Below are 17,154 nucleotides of genomic sequence, written 5' to 3'. Positions count from 1 at the left end.
ATACCATGAGCCACGACCTTCCCCCGCTGAACGCCTTGCGCGCCTTCGAAGCCACTGCCCGGCTCAACAGCGTCAGTCAGGCCGCCGAACAGCTGCACGTCACCCATGGTGCGGTCAGTCGGCAGCTCAAGGTATTGGAAGAACACCTTGGCGTCAGTCTGTTCGTCAAGGATGGCCGCGGCCTGAAACTCACAGATGCGGGTGTACGGTTGCGCGATGCCAGTGGTGAGGCGTTTGATCGGTTACGCAGCGTTTGCGCGGAATTGACTAAAGACACAACCGATGCGCCCTTCGTGCTCGGTTGCTCTGGAAGCTTGCTGGCACGCTGGTTTATTCCGCGCCTGGGACGGCTGAATGCCGAGCTTCCGGACTTGCGCTTGCATCTGTCGGCCGGGGAAGGTGATCTCGACCCCAGGCGCCCGGGGCTGGATGCCTTGCTGCTGTTCGCCGAGCCGCCATGGCCCGCGGACATGCAGGTTTATGAGTTGGCCGCAGAACGCATCGGCCCGGTCATGAGTCCGCTGTTCAGCGGCTATCAACGCCTGAAAAGTGCACCCGCCTCGGCGCTGCTCAATGAGCCGTTGCTGCACACCACCTCGCGCCCACAAGCCTGGCCAAGCTGGGCACAGCAAAACCACCTCGACGCGAAAGCGTTGAAGTCGGGACAAGGTTTCGAGCATTTGTATTATTTGCTGGAAGCAGCTGTGGCCGGTCTTGGCGTAGCCATCGCGCCGGAGCCGTTGGTGACTGAAGATTTGAAGGCCGGTCGCCTGGTTGCGCCGTGGGGCTTCTGTGAAACCCCGGCGCAACTGGCGTTGTGGCTACCCAAGCGCGCCGCTGACGGGCGCGCCCGGCAACTGGCGCAATGGCTCAAGAATGAGCTGCGCCAGCCGGATCACTCGCCGCGCTTGAACAGCAAGTAAGCCGCGAGCAGACCGATTGCGCCCACTGCAACACCGGCGGTGGTCCAAGGATGTTCCTGAGCGTAATCGCGAGTGGCGATCCCGGTCTCGCGGGTTTTCACTTTGACTTCTTCATAGGCATCGCTGAGCAGGTGGCGCGAATGTTTCAGCGCACTCTCGGCATTGCTTTTCAGCGCCTTGAGGGTCTTGCGCGACTCGTCCGAAGCGTCGTCCTTCAGGCTTTCCAACGACTTGAGCAGACTCTCGATCTCCGCTTCCATGCTTTGCAATGAGGCTTTACGTAAAGAGGTGTTGGCCATGGTGGCTCTCCTGCATTGGTGATGAGTGGCGTGTGTTGGTTGGGACTTCAGCGGTTTGAGAAAGTGCAGAAAATCTGAACTTCGTCTGCGCAAGACCGCCGAAATCAACAGAGCAATTCACTGCTAGTCTCAATTCCACCCATCAAGGAGAACGCCATGAGTGACCATCACACGTACAAGAAAGTCGAACTGGTCGGTTCGTCTGCCACCAGCATCGAAGACGCCATCAACAATGCGTTGGCCGAAGCCAACAAGAGCATCAAGCACCTGGAATGGTTTGAAGTGACCGAGACCCGCGGCCACATCAAGGACGGTAAAGCGGCGCACTTTCAGGTCACCCTGAAAGTCGGGTTCCGGATTGCCAGTAGCTGAGTTTGGTCTACGCTTCTGAACTTGCGCGCTGGCCGAGTGCCATAGGAATGGCAAAGCGCTACAGGGTGAGCGCATCGGGTGGATGACCCGATGCCCGCCTCTTTTAATCCGACCAGGGAGTGCGACCGATGAAGAAGTTCATGTTGGCAGTAGGTTTGTTGAGCCTTGCGGGTGGTGCATTTGCTGCCGGCAAGCCTTGTGAAGAGCTGAAAAGCGAGATTGCGGCGAAGCTGGATGCCAAGGGCGTTTCCGGGTATTCGCTGGAGATCGTCGACAAAGGCGCCAATGGCGGCAAAGTCGTCGGCACCTGTGAAGGCGGCACCAAGGAAATCGTCTACAAGCGCGGTTGATCGCGACTGAAATGCAAAAGCCGACGCGAAGGCGTCGGCTTTTTTGTGTCCGGGATTTGGGATGTTCGGTGGGTTTGAAATCGAACCCCCTCACCCCAGTCCTCTGCCCCAAGGGGTAGAGGGGAAAGGGAGCCGATCGGAGTTGTTCAGATCCTGAGTTCGACTCGATATTTCAGGTCGATGTCGAGCGCAAGAACACTTTGGTAAGTCCCCTCTCCCTCCGGGAGAGGGTTAGGGTGAGGGGCTCTTTCAGCCTTTCATGACCTGCGCCAGCAATTCATAGGAATGCAGGCGATCAGCATGCTCATACAGATCACAGGTAAATATCAGCTCATCCGCCTGCGTCTGCTCGACCAGCACCTCCAGCTTCGCGCGGATCTTCTGCGGGCTGCCAACCATCGCCAGACCGAGAAAATCACCCACCGCCTCCCGTTCATGGGGCAGCCACAAGCCGTCCATGGTTTTCACCGGCGGACGTTGCACCAGACTCTGCCCACGCATCAGCGCGAGAATGCGCTGGTACACCGAGGTCGCCAGGTAATCGGCTTGCTCATCGGTATCAGCCGCCACCAAAGGCACCCCGAGCATCACATACGGCTTGTCGAGCACCGCCGACGGCTTGAAGTGGTTGCGATAGACCCGAATCGCCTCGTGCATGAAACGCGGTGCGAAATGCGAGGCGAAGGCGTAGGGCAAGCCACGTTCGCCGGCCAGTTGCGCACTGAACAAACTGGAACCGAGCAGCCAGATCGGCACATTGGTACCCGTGCCCGGCATCGCGATAACGCGTTGATCCGGCGTGCGCGGGCCGAGGAACCGCGCAAGTTCGGCGACATCTTCGGGGAAATCATCGGCACTGCCGGAACGTTCGCGGCGCAGGGCGCGGGCGGTCATCTGATCGGAGCCCGGCGCGCGGCCCAAGCCGAGGTCGATACGGCCTGGATAAAGGCTTTCGAGAGTACCGAACTGCTCGGCGATCACCAGCGGCGCGTGGTTGGGCAGCATCACGCCACCCGAGCCGACGCGAATGGTCGAGGTGCCACCAGCCAGATAACCCAGCAGCACCGAGGTCGCGGAGCTGGCGATGCCGTCCATGTTGTGGTGTTCAGCCACCCAGAACCGCGTGTAACCAAGCTTCTCGACATGCTGCGCCAGATCCAGCGAGTTGCGCAGCGACTGCGCCGGGCTGCCGTTCTCGCGCACGGGCACCAGATCAAGGGTAGAAAACTTTACGTCGGACAGTTGCTTCATAAACCTGCGTCTCCGAGTGAGGAGGCAGGCTTTTCTTGCGAACGAAAACCTGCCGAATCCATATGCGTGTTTTGTGCAATGAGGGCATATACCCGAGTTTCAATAGCAGTGATGAAATTTCCTACTAAAAAAGTCAACGATTCAGATGAGCTGAACTTTGTCCCGGCGTCTATCCTCAGAAGCCTTGCAAGCTAAAACCACGTCGGCGCGGCGGTCCGCGCCAGATTTTGAGGAGGCAGACATGGCTATCGTGAAGAAAGCATCCGCACATTGGGAAGGTGATCTGAAAAGCGGCATCGGCTCGATTTCCACCGAGACCGGTATCCTCAGAGAAGCACCCTACGGCTTCAAAGCCCGTTTCGAAGGCGGCAAGGGCACCAACCCGGAAGAACTGATCGGTGCAGCGCACGCCGGTTGTTTTTCCATGGCGTTCTCGATGATTCTCGGCGATGCAGGCCTGACGGCCGACAGCATCGACACCAACGCTGAAGTCACCCTCGACCAGGTGGACGGGGGCTTCGCGATCACTGCGGTGAAGCTGATCCTCAAGGCAAAAATCCCGGGGGCTACGCAGGCTCAGTTTGAAGAGTTAAGCAACAAGGCGAAGGAAGGATGCCCGGTGTCCAAGGTGCTGAATGCGAAGATCACCCTTGAGGCTTCGTTGATCAGTTGATTCGACGCGGTCCAGTAGCAGCAACGTAAGCCCTGTTGGAGCTGGCTTGCCAGCGATTGCGGTGTGCCCGGCGACCTCAATGGTTGAGGTGCCGACGTCATCGCTGGCAAGCCAGACTCCCACCGGGATTTCAGAGCACCTGATATTTCGTTAACACCGCAGCACAACTTGTGAGCGAAGTCAGAACTCGCTTTCTGAAAGTGTGGTCGAATACATGACCGCAGCTTCAGCGCACGCCCGTGCGCGCTGCCTCAAGGAGCTACATTGATGAAACGTATTGGCTTGGCGATCCTCTGCAGTGCACTGGCCACTTCGGTAATTGCAGCCCCTAAAGACTGCGAAGAACTCAGGAAAGAGATCGAAATCAAGATCCAGGCTAAAGCCGTGCCGTCCTACACACTGGAAATCGTCACCAAGGAAGAAGCCGCGAAACATGACATCGCCATGGTTGTCGGTTCTTGCGAGAACGGCAGTAAAGCAATCGTCTATCAAAAGAACAGCGACTGATATTGCTCAGGGCACGCAGTTGATCTGCCGTTCCTCGGCAACGATCTGACCTTGCCGATTGATCAGCCGGGCGCTTGGCGTAAAGGCCAGCGACCGCGCTTCGAGCCGGTAACGCTGACCGGCCTCGAAATGGTCGTAACGAACAGTCATGTAACACAGCCGCTCCTGCGGATCGGTGTCCATCCCCTGGCCACCACCGAAAATCTCGAAATCAAAGCGCACCGTCAACTCGTGGCTGCCCGGCGCAACCTGGAAAAACCGGCCATCCTGCAGGCGCACATTGTCCAGCCGTTCGGCCATCAGCACCTTGCCGCCAGGCGAGGGCATGGCAAAGTCGACCCAGGCCTTGCCGGGGTCAGCCGCCGGCACCGGTGTCTGGCAGCCGGCCAGCACACTTGCAGCAAGCAACAACGTCAACCTGCGCATGATCAATGTCCCTTGAAATGGACATCCAGCATAACGCCGATCAGGTTTTCTGACAGCCCGCCGGAATGCCCTGACCCACGACGTTGCGCTGCTCGTCATAGAGCTTGGCCCAAGGGCGGAAACCGATACTGCCGGCCTGCAACTGATAACGCTGACCGGCGTTGAAATCTTTGAATTTCACACTCAACTGGCAATCGCGCCAGAGGGGTTCGGCGTCCGGACCGATGTTGGTGGCCTCCACGGGGAACTGGTAACGCACCTTCAGTTCATGACTGCCGGGCTGCACCTCGAAGTAGCGTTTATCGACGGCAGTCTTGCTGTCGACTTGCAGCGCTTGCAGCGCCGTGTCCTGTTGCCGGGCATTGAGATCGATCCAGGCTTGCGAAGGGTCTGGATCGGGCATTCCGAATCCGGCACAACCGGCCAGCGTCAGCAGGCTTCCTGTCAGTATCAACATGCGCATAGCGAAGCTCCAATGGGCGGGATAGTCTTGCGGGCAGACTTTCCAGAGGTTTCTTATTTTGATCAGGCCGCTTCCAAGCCATGGGTTACTTGATCGCGTTTTTCGGATTTTGTTTCCGGGTGTGATGCTTTTGTTGCTCAACGGTTGTTCCAGCGTCAGCTATTACAGCCAGTTGGCCAGCGGTCAGTTGCAACTGCTGCGGGCGCGCGAACCAGTGACCAAGGTGATTGCCGATCCGAGCCGCGATGCAAAATTGCGTACGCACCTGGCTCAGTCGCAAAAGGCCCGCGCGTTTGCCAGCGAACAGCTGCACCTGCCGGACAACCAGAGCTATCGCCTGTACGCCGACATCGGCCGGCCATTTGTGGTGTGGAATGTGTTCGCCACTGCGGAGTTTTCCCTGAGCCCGCAAAACCATTGCTTCCCGATTGCCGGGTGCGTGGCTTATCGCGGCTACTACAGCCAGAGCGCGGCGCGGGGTGAAGCGGCGATTCAGCGGTTGCAGGGCATGGACGTGTCGATTGGCGGCGTCGAGGCCTATTCGACGCTGGGCTGGTTCAACGACCCGATTCTCAATTCAATGATGGGCTGGGGCGATGAGCGTCTGGCCACACTGATCTTTCATGAGCTGGCCCATCAGCGTTTTTATGTGAAGGACGACACCGAGTTCAACGAATCCTTTGCCACGTTTGTCGAGCAGGAAGGTACACGGCAGTGGCGGGCGTTTCGCGGATTGCCGGCAGATAACGATTCAAAGCTCAAGCAGCGCGATCAATTCATCGAGTTGGTGCTGGAAACACGTTCACGACTGGAAAAACTCTACGCCCAGCCGCTGCCCATTGAGCAGATGCGCGAACGCAAAGCGGCGGAGTTCGAGCAGTTTCGCCGGGATTATCGGCTGATGCGTGACACTCAGTGGGCCGGGGACAAGCGTTATGACGCCTGGGTGAATGCGCCGCTGAACAATGCACGGTTGTTGCCATTCGGGCTGTATGACCAGTGGGTGCCGGCGTTTGCGGCATTGTTCGGGCAGGTTGGCGGAGATTGGCTGCGGTTTTATGCCGAGGTGGAGAGACTGGGGAAATTATCCGCGGATGCGCGCAAGTCGGCGTTAAAAGATTTGGCAGACTCTCGGCCCCTTAGTGGCTGAATTGACCTCATCGCTGGCAAGCCAGCTCCCACAGGGACAGCCGTGAACCGGAGTACACCGCTCACCTGTGGGAGTTGGCTTGCCAGCGATGGCGTACTGATCAGCGCTGCAAAAACGCCTGATGTAACTCGGCCAATGTCTCGAAGTGATAAGCCGGCGCCTCGGCGTTCAACTCTTCAAAACTGCCAAATCCGTAACCCACCGCCGCCGCGTCGAGCCCATTGCTGCGCGCCCCGATCAGGTCATGCTTGCGATCGCCGATCATCAAGGTATTGGCAGGATCCAGCCCTTCCTCCTTCACCAGATGCGCGATCAATTCAACCTTGTTGGTCCGCGTGCCATCCAGTTCACTGCCGTAGATCACCTTGAAGTGTTTGGCAAAGTCGAAGTGCCGGGCAATCTCGCGGGCGAATATCCAAGGTTTTGACGTCGCGATATACAGCTGCCGCCCTTGCCCGCTCAACGTTTCAAGCAACGGCGTGACGCCTTCGAACACGCGGTTCTCGTACAGCCCCGTGACCTTGAAGCGCTCACGATAGAAATTCACGGCTTCCCAGGCTTTGGCCTCGTCAAAGCCGTAAAACTGCATGAACGCCTGTAACAGCGGCGGGCCGATAAAGTGTTCGAGTCTGGTCAGGTCCGGCTCGTCGATGCCAAGTTTGCCGAGGGCGAACTGGATGGAACGGGTGATGCCCTCACGCGGGTCGGTCAGGGTGCCATCGAGGTCGAACAGTACGGTCTGGTAATGCATGAGAAATCCTGAGCAGGTGTAAGTCGATTCAGATCTGGTCGTAGCCTTCGGCCAGGTGCAGATCCTTGAGCTTCACGTAGTTCGCCGCGCTGTAGGTGAAGAAGGCGTTTTCCTTGTCGGTCAGCGGGCGGACCTGCTTCACCGGGCTACCGACATACAGGAAACCGCTTTGCAGGCGCTTGCCCGGCGGCACCAGGCTGCCGGCGCCGATGATCACATCGTCCTCGACCACCGCGCCGTCCATGACGATGCTGCCCATGCCGATCAACACGCGGCTGCCGACGGTGCAGCCATGCAGCATCACTTTGTGGGCGATGGTCACGTCGTCGCCGATCAGCAGCGGGAAGCCGTCCGGGTTGAACGGGCCAGCGTGGGTGATGTGCAACACGCAGCCGTCCTGCACGCTGGTGCGCGCACCTATGCGGATGCGGTGCATGTCGCCACGGATCACGGTCAGCGGCCAGACCGAGCTGTCTTCGCCGATTTCAACGTCGCCGATCACCACCGCCGAGCCGTCGACAAACGCGCCTTTGCTTAACTGCGGGGTGTGATTCTGGTATTTGCGAAGGGGCACGATTAGTTCTCTCTCTGTCGCCGATAGCTGCGGTGAGTGTCGATTGTAATTAAGATGGGCGCATGTTTCTTCCAGCCAAGGTGCCAACCGTGAGCGTGAACAACCCTCTTTTGCAGTCCTACGACCTGCCGCCGTTCTCCACGATCCGTGCCGAACACGTCCTGCCAGCGATTGAAACCATCCTCGCCGACAACCGCGCCGCCATCGCCGACATCCTCAAGACCCAAGGCCGGAACCCGACCTGGGCCGGCCTGGTATTGGCGATGGATGAACTCAATGATCGCCTCGGCGCCGCCTGGAGCCCGGTCAGCCACCTCAACGCCGTGTGCAACAGCGCCGAACTGCGCGAAGCCTACGAGTCGTGCCTGCCAGCCCTGAGCGCCTACTCCACCGAGATGGGCCAGAACCGCGAACTGTTCCAGGCCTATGAAGCTCTGGCCAACAGCCCGGAAGCCGCCGGTTTCGACGTGGCGCAAAAGACTATTCTGGAACACGCCCTGCGTGACTTCCGCCTGTCGGGTATCGACCTGCCGGAGGCCGAACAGAAACGCTACGCCGAAGTGCAAAGCAAACTGTCCGAGCTGGGCAGCCGCTTCTCCAACCAACTGCTCGACGCCACTCAGGCGTGGACCAAGCACGTCAGCGACGAAGCCGCCCTCGCCGGCCTGACCGATTCGGCCAAGGCGCAAATGGCTGCCGCCGCGCAGGCCAAAGGCCTTGATGGCTGGCTGATCACCCTGGAATTCCCGAGCTACTACGCGGTGATGACCTACGCGCAAGACCGTGCGCTGCGTGAAGAAGTCTACGCGGCCTACTGCACCCGCGCCTCGGATCAAGGCCCGAACGCCGGCCAGAATGACAATGGCCCGGTGATGGAAGAGATCCTCGACCTGCGTCAGGAACTGGCCAAGCTGCTGGGTTTCGCCAGTTTCTCCGAACTGAGCCTGGCCACGAAAATGGCCGAATCCAGCGATCAGGTGCTGAGCTTCCTGCGCGATCTGGCCAAGCGCAGCAAGCCGTTCGCCGCGCAGGATCTGCAACAGCTGCGCGCCTACGCCGCCGAGCAGGGCTGCGCCGATCTGCAAAGCTGGGACAGCGGTTTCTACGGTGAAAAGCTGCGTGAACAGCGCTACAGCGTTGCCCAGGAAACCCTGCGCGCCTACTTCCCGATCGACAAGGTTCTCGGCGGTCTGTTCGCCATCGTTCAGCGTCTGTACGGCATCGAAATCGCCGAGCAGAAAGGCTTCGACACCTGGCACCCGGACGTTCGCCTGTTCGAGATCAAGGAAAACGGCCAGCACGTCGGCCGCTTTTTCTTCGACTTGTATGCCCGCGCCAACAAGCGTGGCGGCGCGTGGATGGATGGCGCCCGCGACCGCCGCCGCACTATCGACGGTGTTCTGCAAAGCCCGGTGGCCAACCTAGTGTGCAACTTCACCCCGGCCGACAGCGGCAAACCTGCGCTGCTGACCCACGATGAAGTGACCACCCTGTTCCACGAATTCGGTCATGGCCTGCATCACCTGCTGACCCGTGTCGAACATGCTGGCGTATCCGGCATCAACGGCGTGGCGTGGGATGCTGTCGAGCTGCCGAGCCAGTTCATGGAAAACTGGTGCTGGGAGCCGGAAGGTCTCGCGCTGATTTCCGGGCATTACGAAACCGGTGAACCACTGCCGCAGGACCTGCTGGAAAAAATGCTCGCGGCGAAGAACTTCCAGTCCGGCCTGATGATGGTCCGTCAACTGGAATTCTCGCTGTTCGACTTCGAACTGCACGCCACCCACGGCGATGGCCGCAGCGTTGCACAAGTGCTCGAAGGCGTGCGTGACGAGGTGTCGGTAATGCGTCCGCCGGCCTACAACCGCTTCCCCAACAGCTTCGCGCACATCTTCGCCGGCGGTTACGCGGCGGGTTATTACAGCTACAAATGGGCAGAAGTGCTCTCGGCCGATGCTTTCTCGAAGTTCGAAGAAGACGGCGTGCTCAACGCTGACACCGGTCGCGCGTTCCGCGAAGCGATTCTGGCGCGCGGCGGTTCGCAGGCGCCGATGGTGCTGTTCGTCGACTTCCGTGGCCGTGAGCCGTCGATTGACGCACTCTTGCGCCATAGCGGCCTGAGTGAGGACGCAGCAGCATGAGTGAGGGGCCTGTGATTACCAAGAAGCGCTTTATCGCCGGGGCGGTCTGCCCGGCGTGCAGCGAGCCGGACAAGTTGATGATGTGGAACGAGGACAGCGTGCCGCACCGCGAATGCGTGGCGTGCGGTTACTCCGACACACTCAACGAGCAAGGCCTGTCGGTACCCAAAGAGCTGGGCACGCGGGTCAACACCAGCGCGCTCAAGCCGCCGCCGGACAAGACAGTTCAGGCGGTGCAGTTCTTCCCCAATCCGAAGCTTGCAAAAAAGCCTGACGAGCAACACTGAGTCGCAACCACCTTCCACCGTTTGCCGGTGGAAGGTGGTAACTATCTACCGCCCTTCCCCCGCGCTTCCTGCCTAGGCTGGCCCTTTTCAGCCACGCCTCAAGGAAGACGCCATGCCCGATACCAATCCGCTGCTACAGCACTGGACCCTGCCACCGTGGTCGGCGATACGCGCCGAGCATCTGGTCCCGGCGATCAACGTGATCGTTGCCGAAAACCGCCAGGTCATTGCCCAAGTGATCGCCAGCCAGACCGAGCATCCGGGCTGGGACGATCTGGTGCTGGCCGTCGATGAGGCCGATGCGCGTCTGGATGAAGCCATGGCCATCATCGAAATTCTTTCGACGGTCAAACCCGACGATGTCGACTGGCTCAGGGAAAGCGCGCTGTGCAGTCTGACCGCCGCCCAGTACGCCGCCGAAAAAAACACGCATGCGGCGCTGTACCGTACCTATCAACGGCTGGCGAACAGCTCGGTCGCCGCGAGCTTCGATGATCCGCGCAAAGCTTCGCTGGCGAAAATCCTGCGCAAGTTCCGCTTGTCCGGCATCGAACTGCAGCCTGCACAGCAGCACAGGCTCGCCCGTCTGAACCGCGATATCCGCCAGCTGGAGCAGTTGTTTCAGAGCAATCTGGAACAAGCCAACGCCTCGTGGAGCAAGCACATTGACGACATCACGCAGCTCGAAGGGCTGTCCGCCGCAGTGAAGACGCGCCTGGCACTCAATGCCCGCCAGGCGGGACTTGAAGGCTGGCGGCTCACGCTGGATCAGAACACTTTTCGGTCGATCATGAGCACCGCGCACCACCGGGCGCTGCGAGAGGATTGCTTCACGGCATGGATGAATCGAGCGTCCGACCTTGGCCCACAGGCGCATGAACGGGATAACGCTGCGGTCCTGACGGTGTTGCTCGCGTTGCGCCACGAGAAAGCCGAATTGTTGGGCTTCGAGAATTTCGTGCAGTTGCGCCTCGCCAATCGCATGGCTGCTTCCACAGAACACGTCGCAGCCTTTTTGCGCCAGCAAATAGTCGCGAATAGGCCAGCTTTGCAGCGCGATGCCAAGGCCTTGAAAGCATTCGCGAACACGCGCGGGATAGCGCAGATACAACCTTGGGATGAAGACTTCCTCGCCGAGCAACTGCGCCTCGAACAATTGAACGGTGCGCTGAAAGGCTTGCGGCAGTATTTCCGGCTGGAGGGCACGTTGCGTCGGCTCTGTCTGTTCAGTGAACGCCTGTTCGGCATCGCCATTGTCGAGCAAACGTCCTTCAGCCACTGGCACGAAACGGTACGGCTGCTGGAGGTCAGCGAGCATGGGCAAGTGATCGGGCATATCTACGTAGATCCCTTTCATCGTGAAGACGCTGCCGATTACGCCTTCACCTCAGCCCTGCGCATTCGCCGGATCAACGCCGAGGGACGCCCTTCGCTGCCGATTGCTCACGTGTACTGCAACTTCACCCCTGCCACCGAGGATCATCCGTGCCTGCTTTCCAGCGAAAATCTGCGCGTGCTGTTCCATGAGTTCGGTCACGGCTTGCAGCATGTGTTGACGCGCTCGCCCCATCGCAACCTGTCGGGGATTTCCCAACTGGGCCGCGATACCGCCGAATTCGCCGGGCAGCTGTTTGAACACTGGTGCCTGTCAGCCGAGTTTCTGCTGTGGCTGGGCGCCCATTACCAGAGCGGCGAACGCCTGACAGAGCAGCGCGTCAACACCGCGCTGACGGCCATTGGCGCCCACACCAGCCGGGCCACCGGCGTATTGCTGATGAGTGCGTTATTTGATTTGGAGTTGCACCGCAGCCACGGCGATGGACGCAGCATCGAGCAGGTGTTCGAGGATGTGCAGCGCGAGATTCCTGAGCTGCAACTGTCAGGTCATCATCGTTTTGCCAATGGTTTTGACTACCTGGTGACCGGTTACGAGGCGTCGGTCTACGCCTACAAATGGTCTGGCGTGCTGGCCAGCGAAGTATTCACGCGGTTTCAGCGCGATGGGGTGTTCGACCCGCAAACCGGTCGGGATTTTCGCGAGGCATTTTTTTCCCCCGGCGACTCACGCTCGATGCAGAATGCGCTCGCAGCGTTTCTCGGCCGGCCGGTCAACCCGGGACTGTTGGCGTCCCCGATCGATTGAACCGACCGTTCATTTCAGATTGACCGACTGGAACCAGCTCTTCATCGAGCAGGTTGCGAACGCACTGGTGCTGCAATCGCCGTTGGCCAGTGCTGTGCGCAACTTGTCGACATCCGCTTGCATCACGTAGCGCACGCTGTCGCGAAAGTGGCCGCTCTCGCCGAAACCACCTTGAGTCATTTCGCTCAAGGCGTCCTCTTTGCTCCAGCCCTGCACCACCACGCGATACATCGCCGCCATCAATCCGGTCCGGTCGGAACCGTGCTTGCAATGCATCAGCACCGGCCCCTTGGCCTCGCCGGCCTGGATGGCGCGCAGGGTCTTGAGCACATCGCTGTCATCGACGTGGTTGGTGCGATACGGCAGTTGCACCTGATTGATGCCCGGCTCGGACAGCCAGTTGCTGTCCGCTTCCGGCAGAAAATTGATCACCGTGCCCACCTTGAGGTTCTTCAGCAACGGTACGGCACCGTCGTCGGGCAAGGCGCTGCGGTAAAGCGTCGGCGACATCTGGAACAGGTTGTATTGCACCTCTACCGGTTGCGCCCAATCAGCGGGGCGAGCGGTGGTTGCCGCGTCAGCCTGAGCCGGGATCAAGTGCAACAGGGCAACAAGCGACAAATACAAAGCAGGGAAAAGACGCACTCGAGACATGCTGGGTTGACCGTGTCGGGATTCTGCAAGAGAGGAGTTGCAGCTTCGATGATTGCCGGTCAAAGCCCTGTGAGGCGGTTGTCAAAGAATTGTGAACGCACACCGTTTCATCGGTTTCAGCGGCTGATTTCAGTCTTTTTTCTGCTTGATCGATTCATCCCGATGCTTAGGCTGCTACCATTTGTCACATCTTGTTGCAGACGTGTCCCCCTTTTCCGGGCCATCACCGGTCACGTCGCAACGAAAATTCTTGAGCCGTTCGCAGAAACGGCTGACAACCATCAATGCCTGATGAGGTGCCCCCCATGTCTGATGCAGATCGAGACAACCCGCGGCGTGAGTTTTTGCGCAAATCCCTGACCTTGATTCCGGTGGTCACCCTCGCAGGCACCAGCCTCGGCAGCAGTGTCCTGCAAGCCGCGCCTGAAGCCACTCTCGCCGCGCCTGCGCCACAACCGACACGCACTGATACCAGCGCTTATCAGCCGAACTATTTCACCGCCGAAGAATGGGCATTCATCAATGCCGCCGTGGCGCAGTTGATCCCCAACGACGCCCAAGGCCCAGGCGCGTTCGAAGCCGGTGTGCCGGAATACATCGACCGTCAGATGAACACCCCTTACGCCGCCGGAGCCCTGTGGTACATGCAAGGCCCGTTCAACGCCGACGCCGCGCCCGAAATGGGCTGGCAGAGCAAACTGGTGCCCAAAGAGATCTACCGCCTCGGCATCGCCGCCACGGATCAGTGGGCAAAATCCCTCAACGGTAAAACATTTGCCGAGCAAGACAGCGCTACCCGAGACGATTTGCTCAAACAACTCGAAGCTGGAAAACCGCAATTTGACGCCGTTCCGGCGAAGATTTTCTTTAACCTGCTGCTGCAAAACACCAAGGAAGGGTTCTTCTGCGACCCGATCCACGGCGGCAATAAAGGCATGGTCGGCTGGACCATGATCGGTTTCCCCGGCGCCCGCGCCGATTTCATGGATTGGGTGGAACGCAACGAGCAATACCCCTTCCCGGCAGTTTCGATTCGCGGCGAGAGGGCTTGAGCATGGCAACCGTAATGAAGAAGGTTGACGCGGTGATCGTCGGTTTCGGCTGGACCGGCGCAATCATGGCCAAAGAGCTGACCGAAGCGGGGCTCAATGTGCTGGCGCTGGAGCGCGGGCCGATGCAGGACACCTACCCCGACGGCAACTATCCGCAGGTGATCGACGAACTCACCTACAGCGTGCGCAAAAAACTCTTTCAGGACATCTCCAAAGAGACCGTTACCATTCGTCATAGCGTCAACGACATCGCCCTGCCGAACCGCCAGTTGGGCGCATTCCTGCCGGGCAATGGCGTCGGCGGCGCCGGGCTGCATTGGTCGGGCGTGCACTTTCGCGTCGATCCGATCGAGTTGCGCATGCGCAGCCACTACGAAGAGCGCTACGGCAAAAGCTTCATTCCCAAGGACATGACCATCCAGGACTTCGGCGTCAGCTATGAAGAGCTGGAGCCGTTCTTCGATTTCGCCGAAAAAGTCTTCGGCACCTCGGGCCAGGCCTGGACCGTGAAAGGTCAGTTGGTCGGTCAGGGCAAGGGTGGCAACCCGTACGCGCCTGATCGTTCCAACCCGTTCCCATTGGAAGCGCAGAAAAACACCGTTTCCGCACAGCTGTTCGGCAAAGCGGCTACAGAAGTCGGTTACAAACCCTACAACCTGCCGTCAGCGAATACCTCCGGGCCCTACACCAACCCTTACGGCGCGCAGATGGGCCCGTGCAACTTCTGCGGGTTCTGCAGCGGTTACGTTTGCTACATGTATTCCAAGGCCTCGCCGAACGTGAACATTCTGCCGGCGCTCAAGCCGCTGCCGAATTTCGAGCTGCGGCCCAATTCCCATGTGCTGCGGGTCAACCTCGACAGCACAAAAAGCAAAGCCACGGGTGTCACTTACATCGACGGTCAGGGCCGCGAGATCGAGCAGCCGGCGGACCTGGTGATCCTCGGCGCGTTCCAGTTGCACAACGTTCGCCTGATGCTGCTCTCCGGGATCGGCAAACCCTACGACCCGATCAGCGGCGAAGGCGTGGTCGGGCGTAACTTCGCCTATCAGAACATGGCGACCATCAAGGCGTTCTTCGACAAGGACACCCACACCAACAACTTCATCGGCGCCGGCGGCAACGGCGTGGCGCTGGACGATTTCAACGCCGACAACTTCGACCATGGTCCGCACGGCTTCGTCGGTGGTTCGCCGATGTGGGTTAACCAGGCCGGGAGCAGGCCGATTGCAGGCACCTCCAACCCACCGGGCACTCCGGCCTGGGGCAGTGCGTGGAAACGCGCAACCGCCGATTACTACACCCATCAGGTGTCGATGGACGCCCACGGCGCGCATCAGTCCTACCGGGGCAATTACCTCGATCTCGACCCGGTGTATCGCGATGCCTACGGCTTGCCCTTGCTGCGGATGACGTTCGACTGGCAGGAAAACGACATCAAGATGAACCGCTTCATGGTCGAGAAAATGGGCAAGGTTGCCGAAGCGATGGGGCCGAAAGCCATTGCGGTGATCGGCAAGAAAGTCGGCGACCACTTCAATACTGCGTCGTACCAGACCACCCACCTCAACGGTGGCGCGATCATGGGCACCGATCCGAAGAAAAGCGCACTGAACCGCTACTTGCAGAGCTGGGACGTGCACAACGTGTTCGTCCCGGGCGCTTCGGCGTTCCCGCAAGGCCTGGGTTACAACCCGACCGGGCTGGTAGCGGCGCTGACCTATTGGTCGGCGAAGGCGATCCGCGAGCAATACCTGAAAAACCCCGGCCCGCTGGTTCAGGCTTAAGGAGCGATGACCATGAAGACTATTGTTATCGCGACCCTGGCGCTGCTCGGCAGTGCTGCTTTGCAGGCGGCCGAAGTTGATCAAGCTTTGATCAAGCAAGGCGAATACCTCGCCCGCGCGGGCGACTGTGTGGCGTGTCACACCGCGAAGGACGGCAAGCCGTTCGCCGGCGGTCTGCCGATGGAAACCCCGATCGGCACGATCTACTCGACCAACATCACTCCCGACAAAACCGGCGTTGGTGAGTACAGCTTCGCGGACTTCGATCAAGCCGTGCGCCATGGCGTCGCCAAAAACGGCAGTACGTTGTACCCGGCGATGCCGTATCCGTCCTACGCCCGTGTCAGCGAAACCGACATGCAAGCGCTGTACGCGTATTTCATGCACGGCGTGCAACCGGTCGCGCAGGAGAACAAGGCCAGTGATATTCCATGGCCGTTGAGCATGCGTTGGCCGCTGATGGGCTGGCGCTGGATGTTTGCGCCGAAGGTCGAGGACTACAAAGCCACGTCGGACGACGCCGTCATTGATCGTGGGGCCTATCTGGTCGAAGGCCTCGGACATTGCGGTGCCTGCCATACGCCACGCGCCCTGACCATGCAGGAAAAATCCCTCAGCGCCGCTGATGGCAGCACTTTTCTGGCCGGCAGTGCGCCGCTGGAAGGCTGGATCGCCAAGAGCCTGCGCGGCGACCACAAGGACGGCCTCGGCAGTTGGAGCGAAGAGCAACTGGTGCAATTCCTCAAGACCGGGCGCAGCGACCGCAGCGCGGTGTTTGGCGGCATGAGCGATGTGGTCACCCACAGCATGCAATACATGACCGACGCCGACCTGACCGCGATTGCCCGCTACCTCAAGTCGCTGCCGGCCACTGATCCGAACGATCAGCCACATCAGTACGACGAGAAAGCCGCCAAGGCTTTGTGGGACGGTGACGACAGCCAGCGTGGTGCAGCGGTGTACATCGACAACTGCGCGGCGTGCCACCGCACCGACGGCCACGGCTACACGCGAGTGTTCCCGGCGCTGGCGGGTAATCCAGTGCTGCAATCGGAAGATCCGACTTCGTTGATTCACATTGTGCTCAAGGGCGGTACGCTGCCAGCAACGCACACCGCGCCTTCGACCTTCACCATGCCGGGTTTCGCCTGGCGCCTGTCGGATCAGGAAGTGGCAGACGTGGTGAGCTTTATCCGTGGCAGTTGGGGTAACAAGGGTGCGCCGATCAGTGCCAAGGAGGTTGCCGGCTTACGCAGCGACGATATGAAAACAACGTCCACTGATGATCTTGGCCAAGTAACAGATCATCATTAAAAACAGAAACCCTGCATGAACTGTTCATGCAGGGTTT

19 protein-coding genes are annotated in these 17,154 nt (G+C 59.7%); 12 read left to right on the top strand and 7 right to left on the bottom strand.

Going from position 1 to position 17,154, the window contains the following annotated elements:
* The first annotated feature begins 5 nt into the window (after positions 1–5).
* Positions 6–923, top strand: a complete 918-nt coding sequence (locus ACVVH8_RS00550) for a LysR family transcriptional regulator (protein ID WP_475227973.1) — start codon at positions 6–8, stop codon at positions 921–923.
* Here the strand turns inward: ACVVH8_RS00550 and ACVVH8_RS00545 are convergent.
* Positions 896–1,222: an ElaB/YgaM/YqjD family protein gene (locus ACVVH8_RS00545; RefSeq protein ID WP_007911686.1), complete on the bottom strand. Its 327-nt coding sequence runs from the start codon at positions 1,220–1,222 to the stop codon at positions 896–898. The two genes, ACVVH8_RS00550 and ACVVH8_RS00545, sit on opposite strands and share 28 nt — an antisense overlap.
* Before the next feature lie 156 nt (positions 1,223–1,378).
* On the opposite strand from ACVVH8_RS00545, the gene ACVVH8_RS00540 reads away from it, so the two are divergent.
* Together ACVVH8_RS00540 and ACVVH8_RS00535 are read left to right on the top strand one after the other, a co-directional pair.
* On the top strand, positions 1,379–1,594 hold the full coding sequence (locus ACVVH8_RS00540; protein ID WP_003187305.1) for a dodecin: 216 nt from the start codon (positions 1,379–1,381) through the stop codon (positions 1,592–1,594).
* Positions 1,595–1,722: 128 nt separating this feature from the next.
* Positions 1,723–1,944, top strand: a complete 222-nt coding sequence (locus tag ACVVH8_RS00535) for a DUF1161 domain-containing protein (RefSeq protein ID WP_103306472.1) — start codon at positions 1,723–1,725, stop codon at positions 1,942–1,944.
* Positions 1,945–2,193: 249 nt separating this feature from the next.
* Here ACVVH8_RS00535 and ACVVH8_RS00530 read toward each other — a convergent pair whose 3' ends face one another.
* Positions 2,194–3,195, bottom strand: a complete 1,002-nt coding sequence (locus ACVVH8_RS00530) for an LLM class flavin-dependent oxidoreductase (protein ID WP_027610203.1) — start codon at positions 3,193–3,195, stop codon at positions 2,194–2,196.
* A gap of 241 nt (positions 3,196–3,436) precedes the next feature.
* On the opposite strand from ACVVH8_RS00530, the gene ACVVH8_RS00525 reads away from it, so the two are divergent.
* Together ACVVH8_RS00525 and ACVVH8_RS00520 are read left to right on the top strand one after the other, a co-directional pair.
* The gene (locus tag ACVVH8_RS00525; RefSeq protein WP_213027144.1) at positions 3,437–3,868 is read left to right on the top strand and encodes an OsmC family protein; all 432 of its coding nucleotides are present in this window, start codon (positions 3,437–3,439) and stop codon (positions 3,866–3,868) included.
* 267 nt (positions 3,869–4,135) lie between these two features.
* Positions 4,136–4,375: a DUF1161 domain-containing protein gene (locus tag ACVVH8_RS00520; protein WP_213027143.1), complete on the top strand. Its 240-nt coding sequence runs from the start codon at positions 4,136–4,138 to the stop codon at positions 4,373–4,375.
* Between the two features lie 6 nt (positions 4,376–4,381).
* Here ACVVH8_RS00520 and ACVVH8_RS00515 read toward each other — a convergent pair whose 3' ends face one another.
* Positions 4,382–4,801 (bottom strand): PA0061/PA0062 family lipoprotein, encoded by a 420-nt coding sequence (locus tag ACVVH8_RS00515; RefSeq protein WP_103306469.1) that lies wholly within the window; start codon positions 4,799–4,801, stop codon positions 4,382–4,384.
* A 40-nt stretch (positions 4,802–4,841) separates the two neighbouring features.
* Complete coding sequence (locus ACVVH8_RS00510) at positions 4,842–5,264, bottom strand: PA0061/PA0062 family lipoprotein (RefSeq protein WP_103306468.1); 423 nt, start codon at positions 5,262–5,264, stop codon at positions 4,842–4,844.
* A 58-nt stretch (positions 5,265–5,322) separates the two neighbouring features.
* On the opposite strand from ACVVH8_RS00510, the gene ACVVH8_RS00505 reads away from it, so the two are divergent.
* Positions 5,323–6,414 (top strand): aminopeptidase, encoded by a 1,092-nt coding sequence (locus tag ACVVH8_RS00505; protein WP_475227970.1) that lies wholly within the window; start codon positions 5,323–5,325, stop codon positions 6,412–6,414.
* 100 nt (positions 6,415–6,514) lie between these two features.
* Here the strand turns inward: ACVVH8_RS00505 and ACVVH8_RS00500 are convergent, their stop codons facing one another.
* Both ACVVH8_RS00500 and ACVVH8_RS00495 read right to left on the bottom strand, forming a co-directional pair.
* Positions 6,515–7,165, bottom strand: a complete 651-nt coding sequence (locus ACVVH8_RS00500; protein ID WP_103306466.1) for an HAD family hydrolase — start codon at positions 7,163–7,165, stop codon at positions 6,515–6,517.
* Between the two features lie 28 nt (positions 7,166–7,193).
* Positions 7,194–7,739 carry a gamma carbonic anhydrase family protein gene (locus tag ACVVH8_RS00495; protein WP_103306465.1) on the bottom strand — a complete coding sequence of 182 codons (546 nt, stop codon included), beginning with the start codon at positions 7,737–7,739 and terminating at the stop codon, positions 7,194–7,196.
* A 62-nt stretch (positions 7,740–7,801) separates the two neighbouring features.
* On the opposite strand from ACVVH8_RS00495, the gene prlC reads away from it, so the two are divergent.
* The 3 genes from prlC to ACVVH8_RS00480 all read left to right on the top strand — a co-directional run bounded on the left by prlC (position 7,802) and on the right by ACVVH8_RS00480 (position 12,310).
* Entirely contained in the window at positions 7,802–9,880 is a 2,079-nt protein-coding gene (gene prlC, locus ACVVH8_RS00490) for an oligopeptidase A (RefSeq protein WP_475227968.1), read from the top strand.
* Positions 9,877–10,167 carry a YheV family putative zinc ribbon protein gene (locus ACVVH8_RS00485; protein WP_103306464.1) on the top strand — a complete coding sequence of 97 codons (291 nt, stop codon included), beginning with the start codon at positions 9,877–9,879 and terminating at the stop codon, positions 10,165–10,167. The genes prlC and ACVVH8_RS00485 overlap by 4 nt, the downstream gene beginning before the upstream one ends.
* Before the next feature lie 112 nt (positions 10,168–10,279).
* Positions 10,280–12,310, top strand: a complete 2,031-nt coding sequence (locus tag ACVVH8_RS00480; protein ID WP_475227965.1) for a M3 family metallopeptidase — start codon at positions 10,280–10,282, stop codon at positions 12,308–12,310.
* 9 nt (positions 12,311–12,319) lie between these two features.
* On the opposite strand, the gene ACVVH8_RS00475 is transcribed toward ACVVH8_RS00480, so the two are convergent.
* Complete coding sequence (locus tag ACVVH8_RS00475; RefSeq protein ID WP_475227963.1) at positions 12,320–12,964, bottom strand: phosphatase domain-containing protein; 645 nt, start codon at positions 12,962–12,964, stop codon at positions 12,320–12,322.
* Between the two features lie 305 nt (positions 12,965–13,269).
* Here ACVVH8_RS00475 and ACVVH8_RS00470 point away from each other — a divergent pair, with 305 nt between their 5' ends.
* The 3 genes from ACVVH8_RS00470 to ACVVH8_RS00460 are packed head-to-tail and all read left to right on the top strand — an operon-like array spanning position 13,270 to position 17,117.
* On the top strand, positions 13,270–14,016 hold the full coding sequence (locus tag ACVVH8_RS00470; protein WP_475227961.1) for a gluconate 2-dehydrogenase subunit 3 family protein: 747 nt from the start codon (positions 13,270–13,272) through the stop codon (positions 14,014–14,016).
* A gap of 2 nt (positions 14,017–14,018) precedes the next feature.
* Positions 14,019–15,803: a GMC family oxidoreductase gene (locus tag ACVVH8_RS00465; protein WP_016983441.1), complete on the top strand. Its 1,785-nt coding sequence runs from the start codon at positions 14,019–14,021 to the stop codon at positions 15,801–15,803.
* A gap of 12 nt (positions 15,804–15,815) precedes the next feature.
* Positions 15,816–17,117, top strand: coding sequence for a c-type cytochrome (locus ACVVH8_RS00460; protein ID WP_475227958.1), 1,302 nt, complete (start codon positions 15,816–15,818; stop codon positions 17,115–17,117).
* The last annotated feature ends 37 nt before the right edge of the window (positions 17,118–17,154 follow it).

It is taken from the genome of Pseudomonas trutticola BRTCR10, from assembly GCF_056155105.1.
The sequence above is the reverse complement of the archived record's forward strand: the minus strand, read 5'-3'. Positions and strand labels throughout refer to the sequence as shown.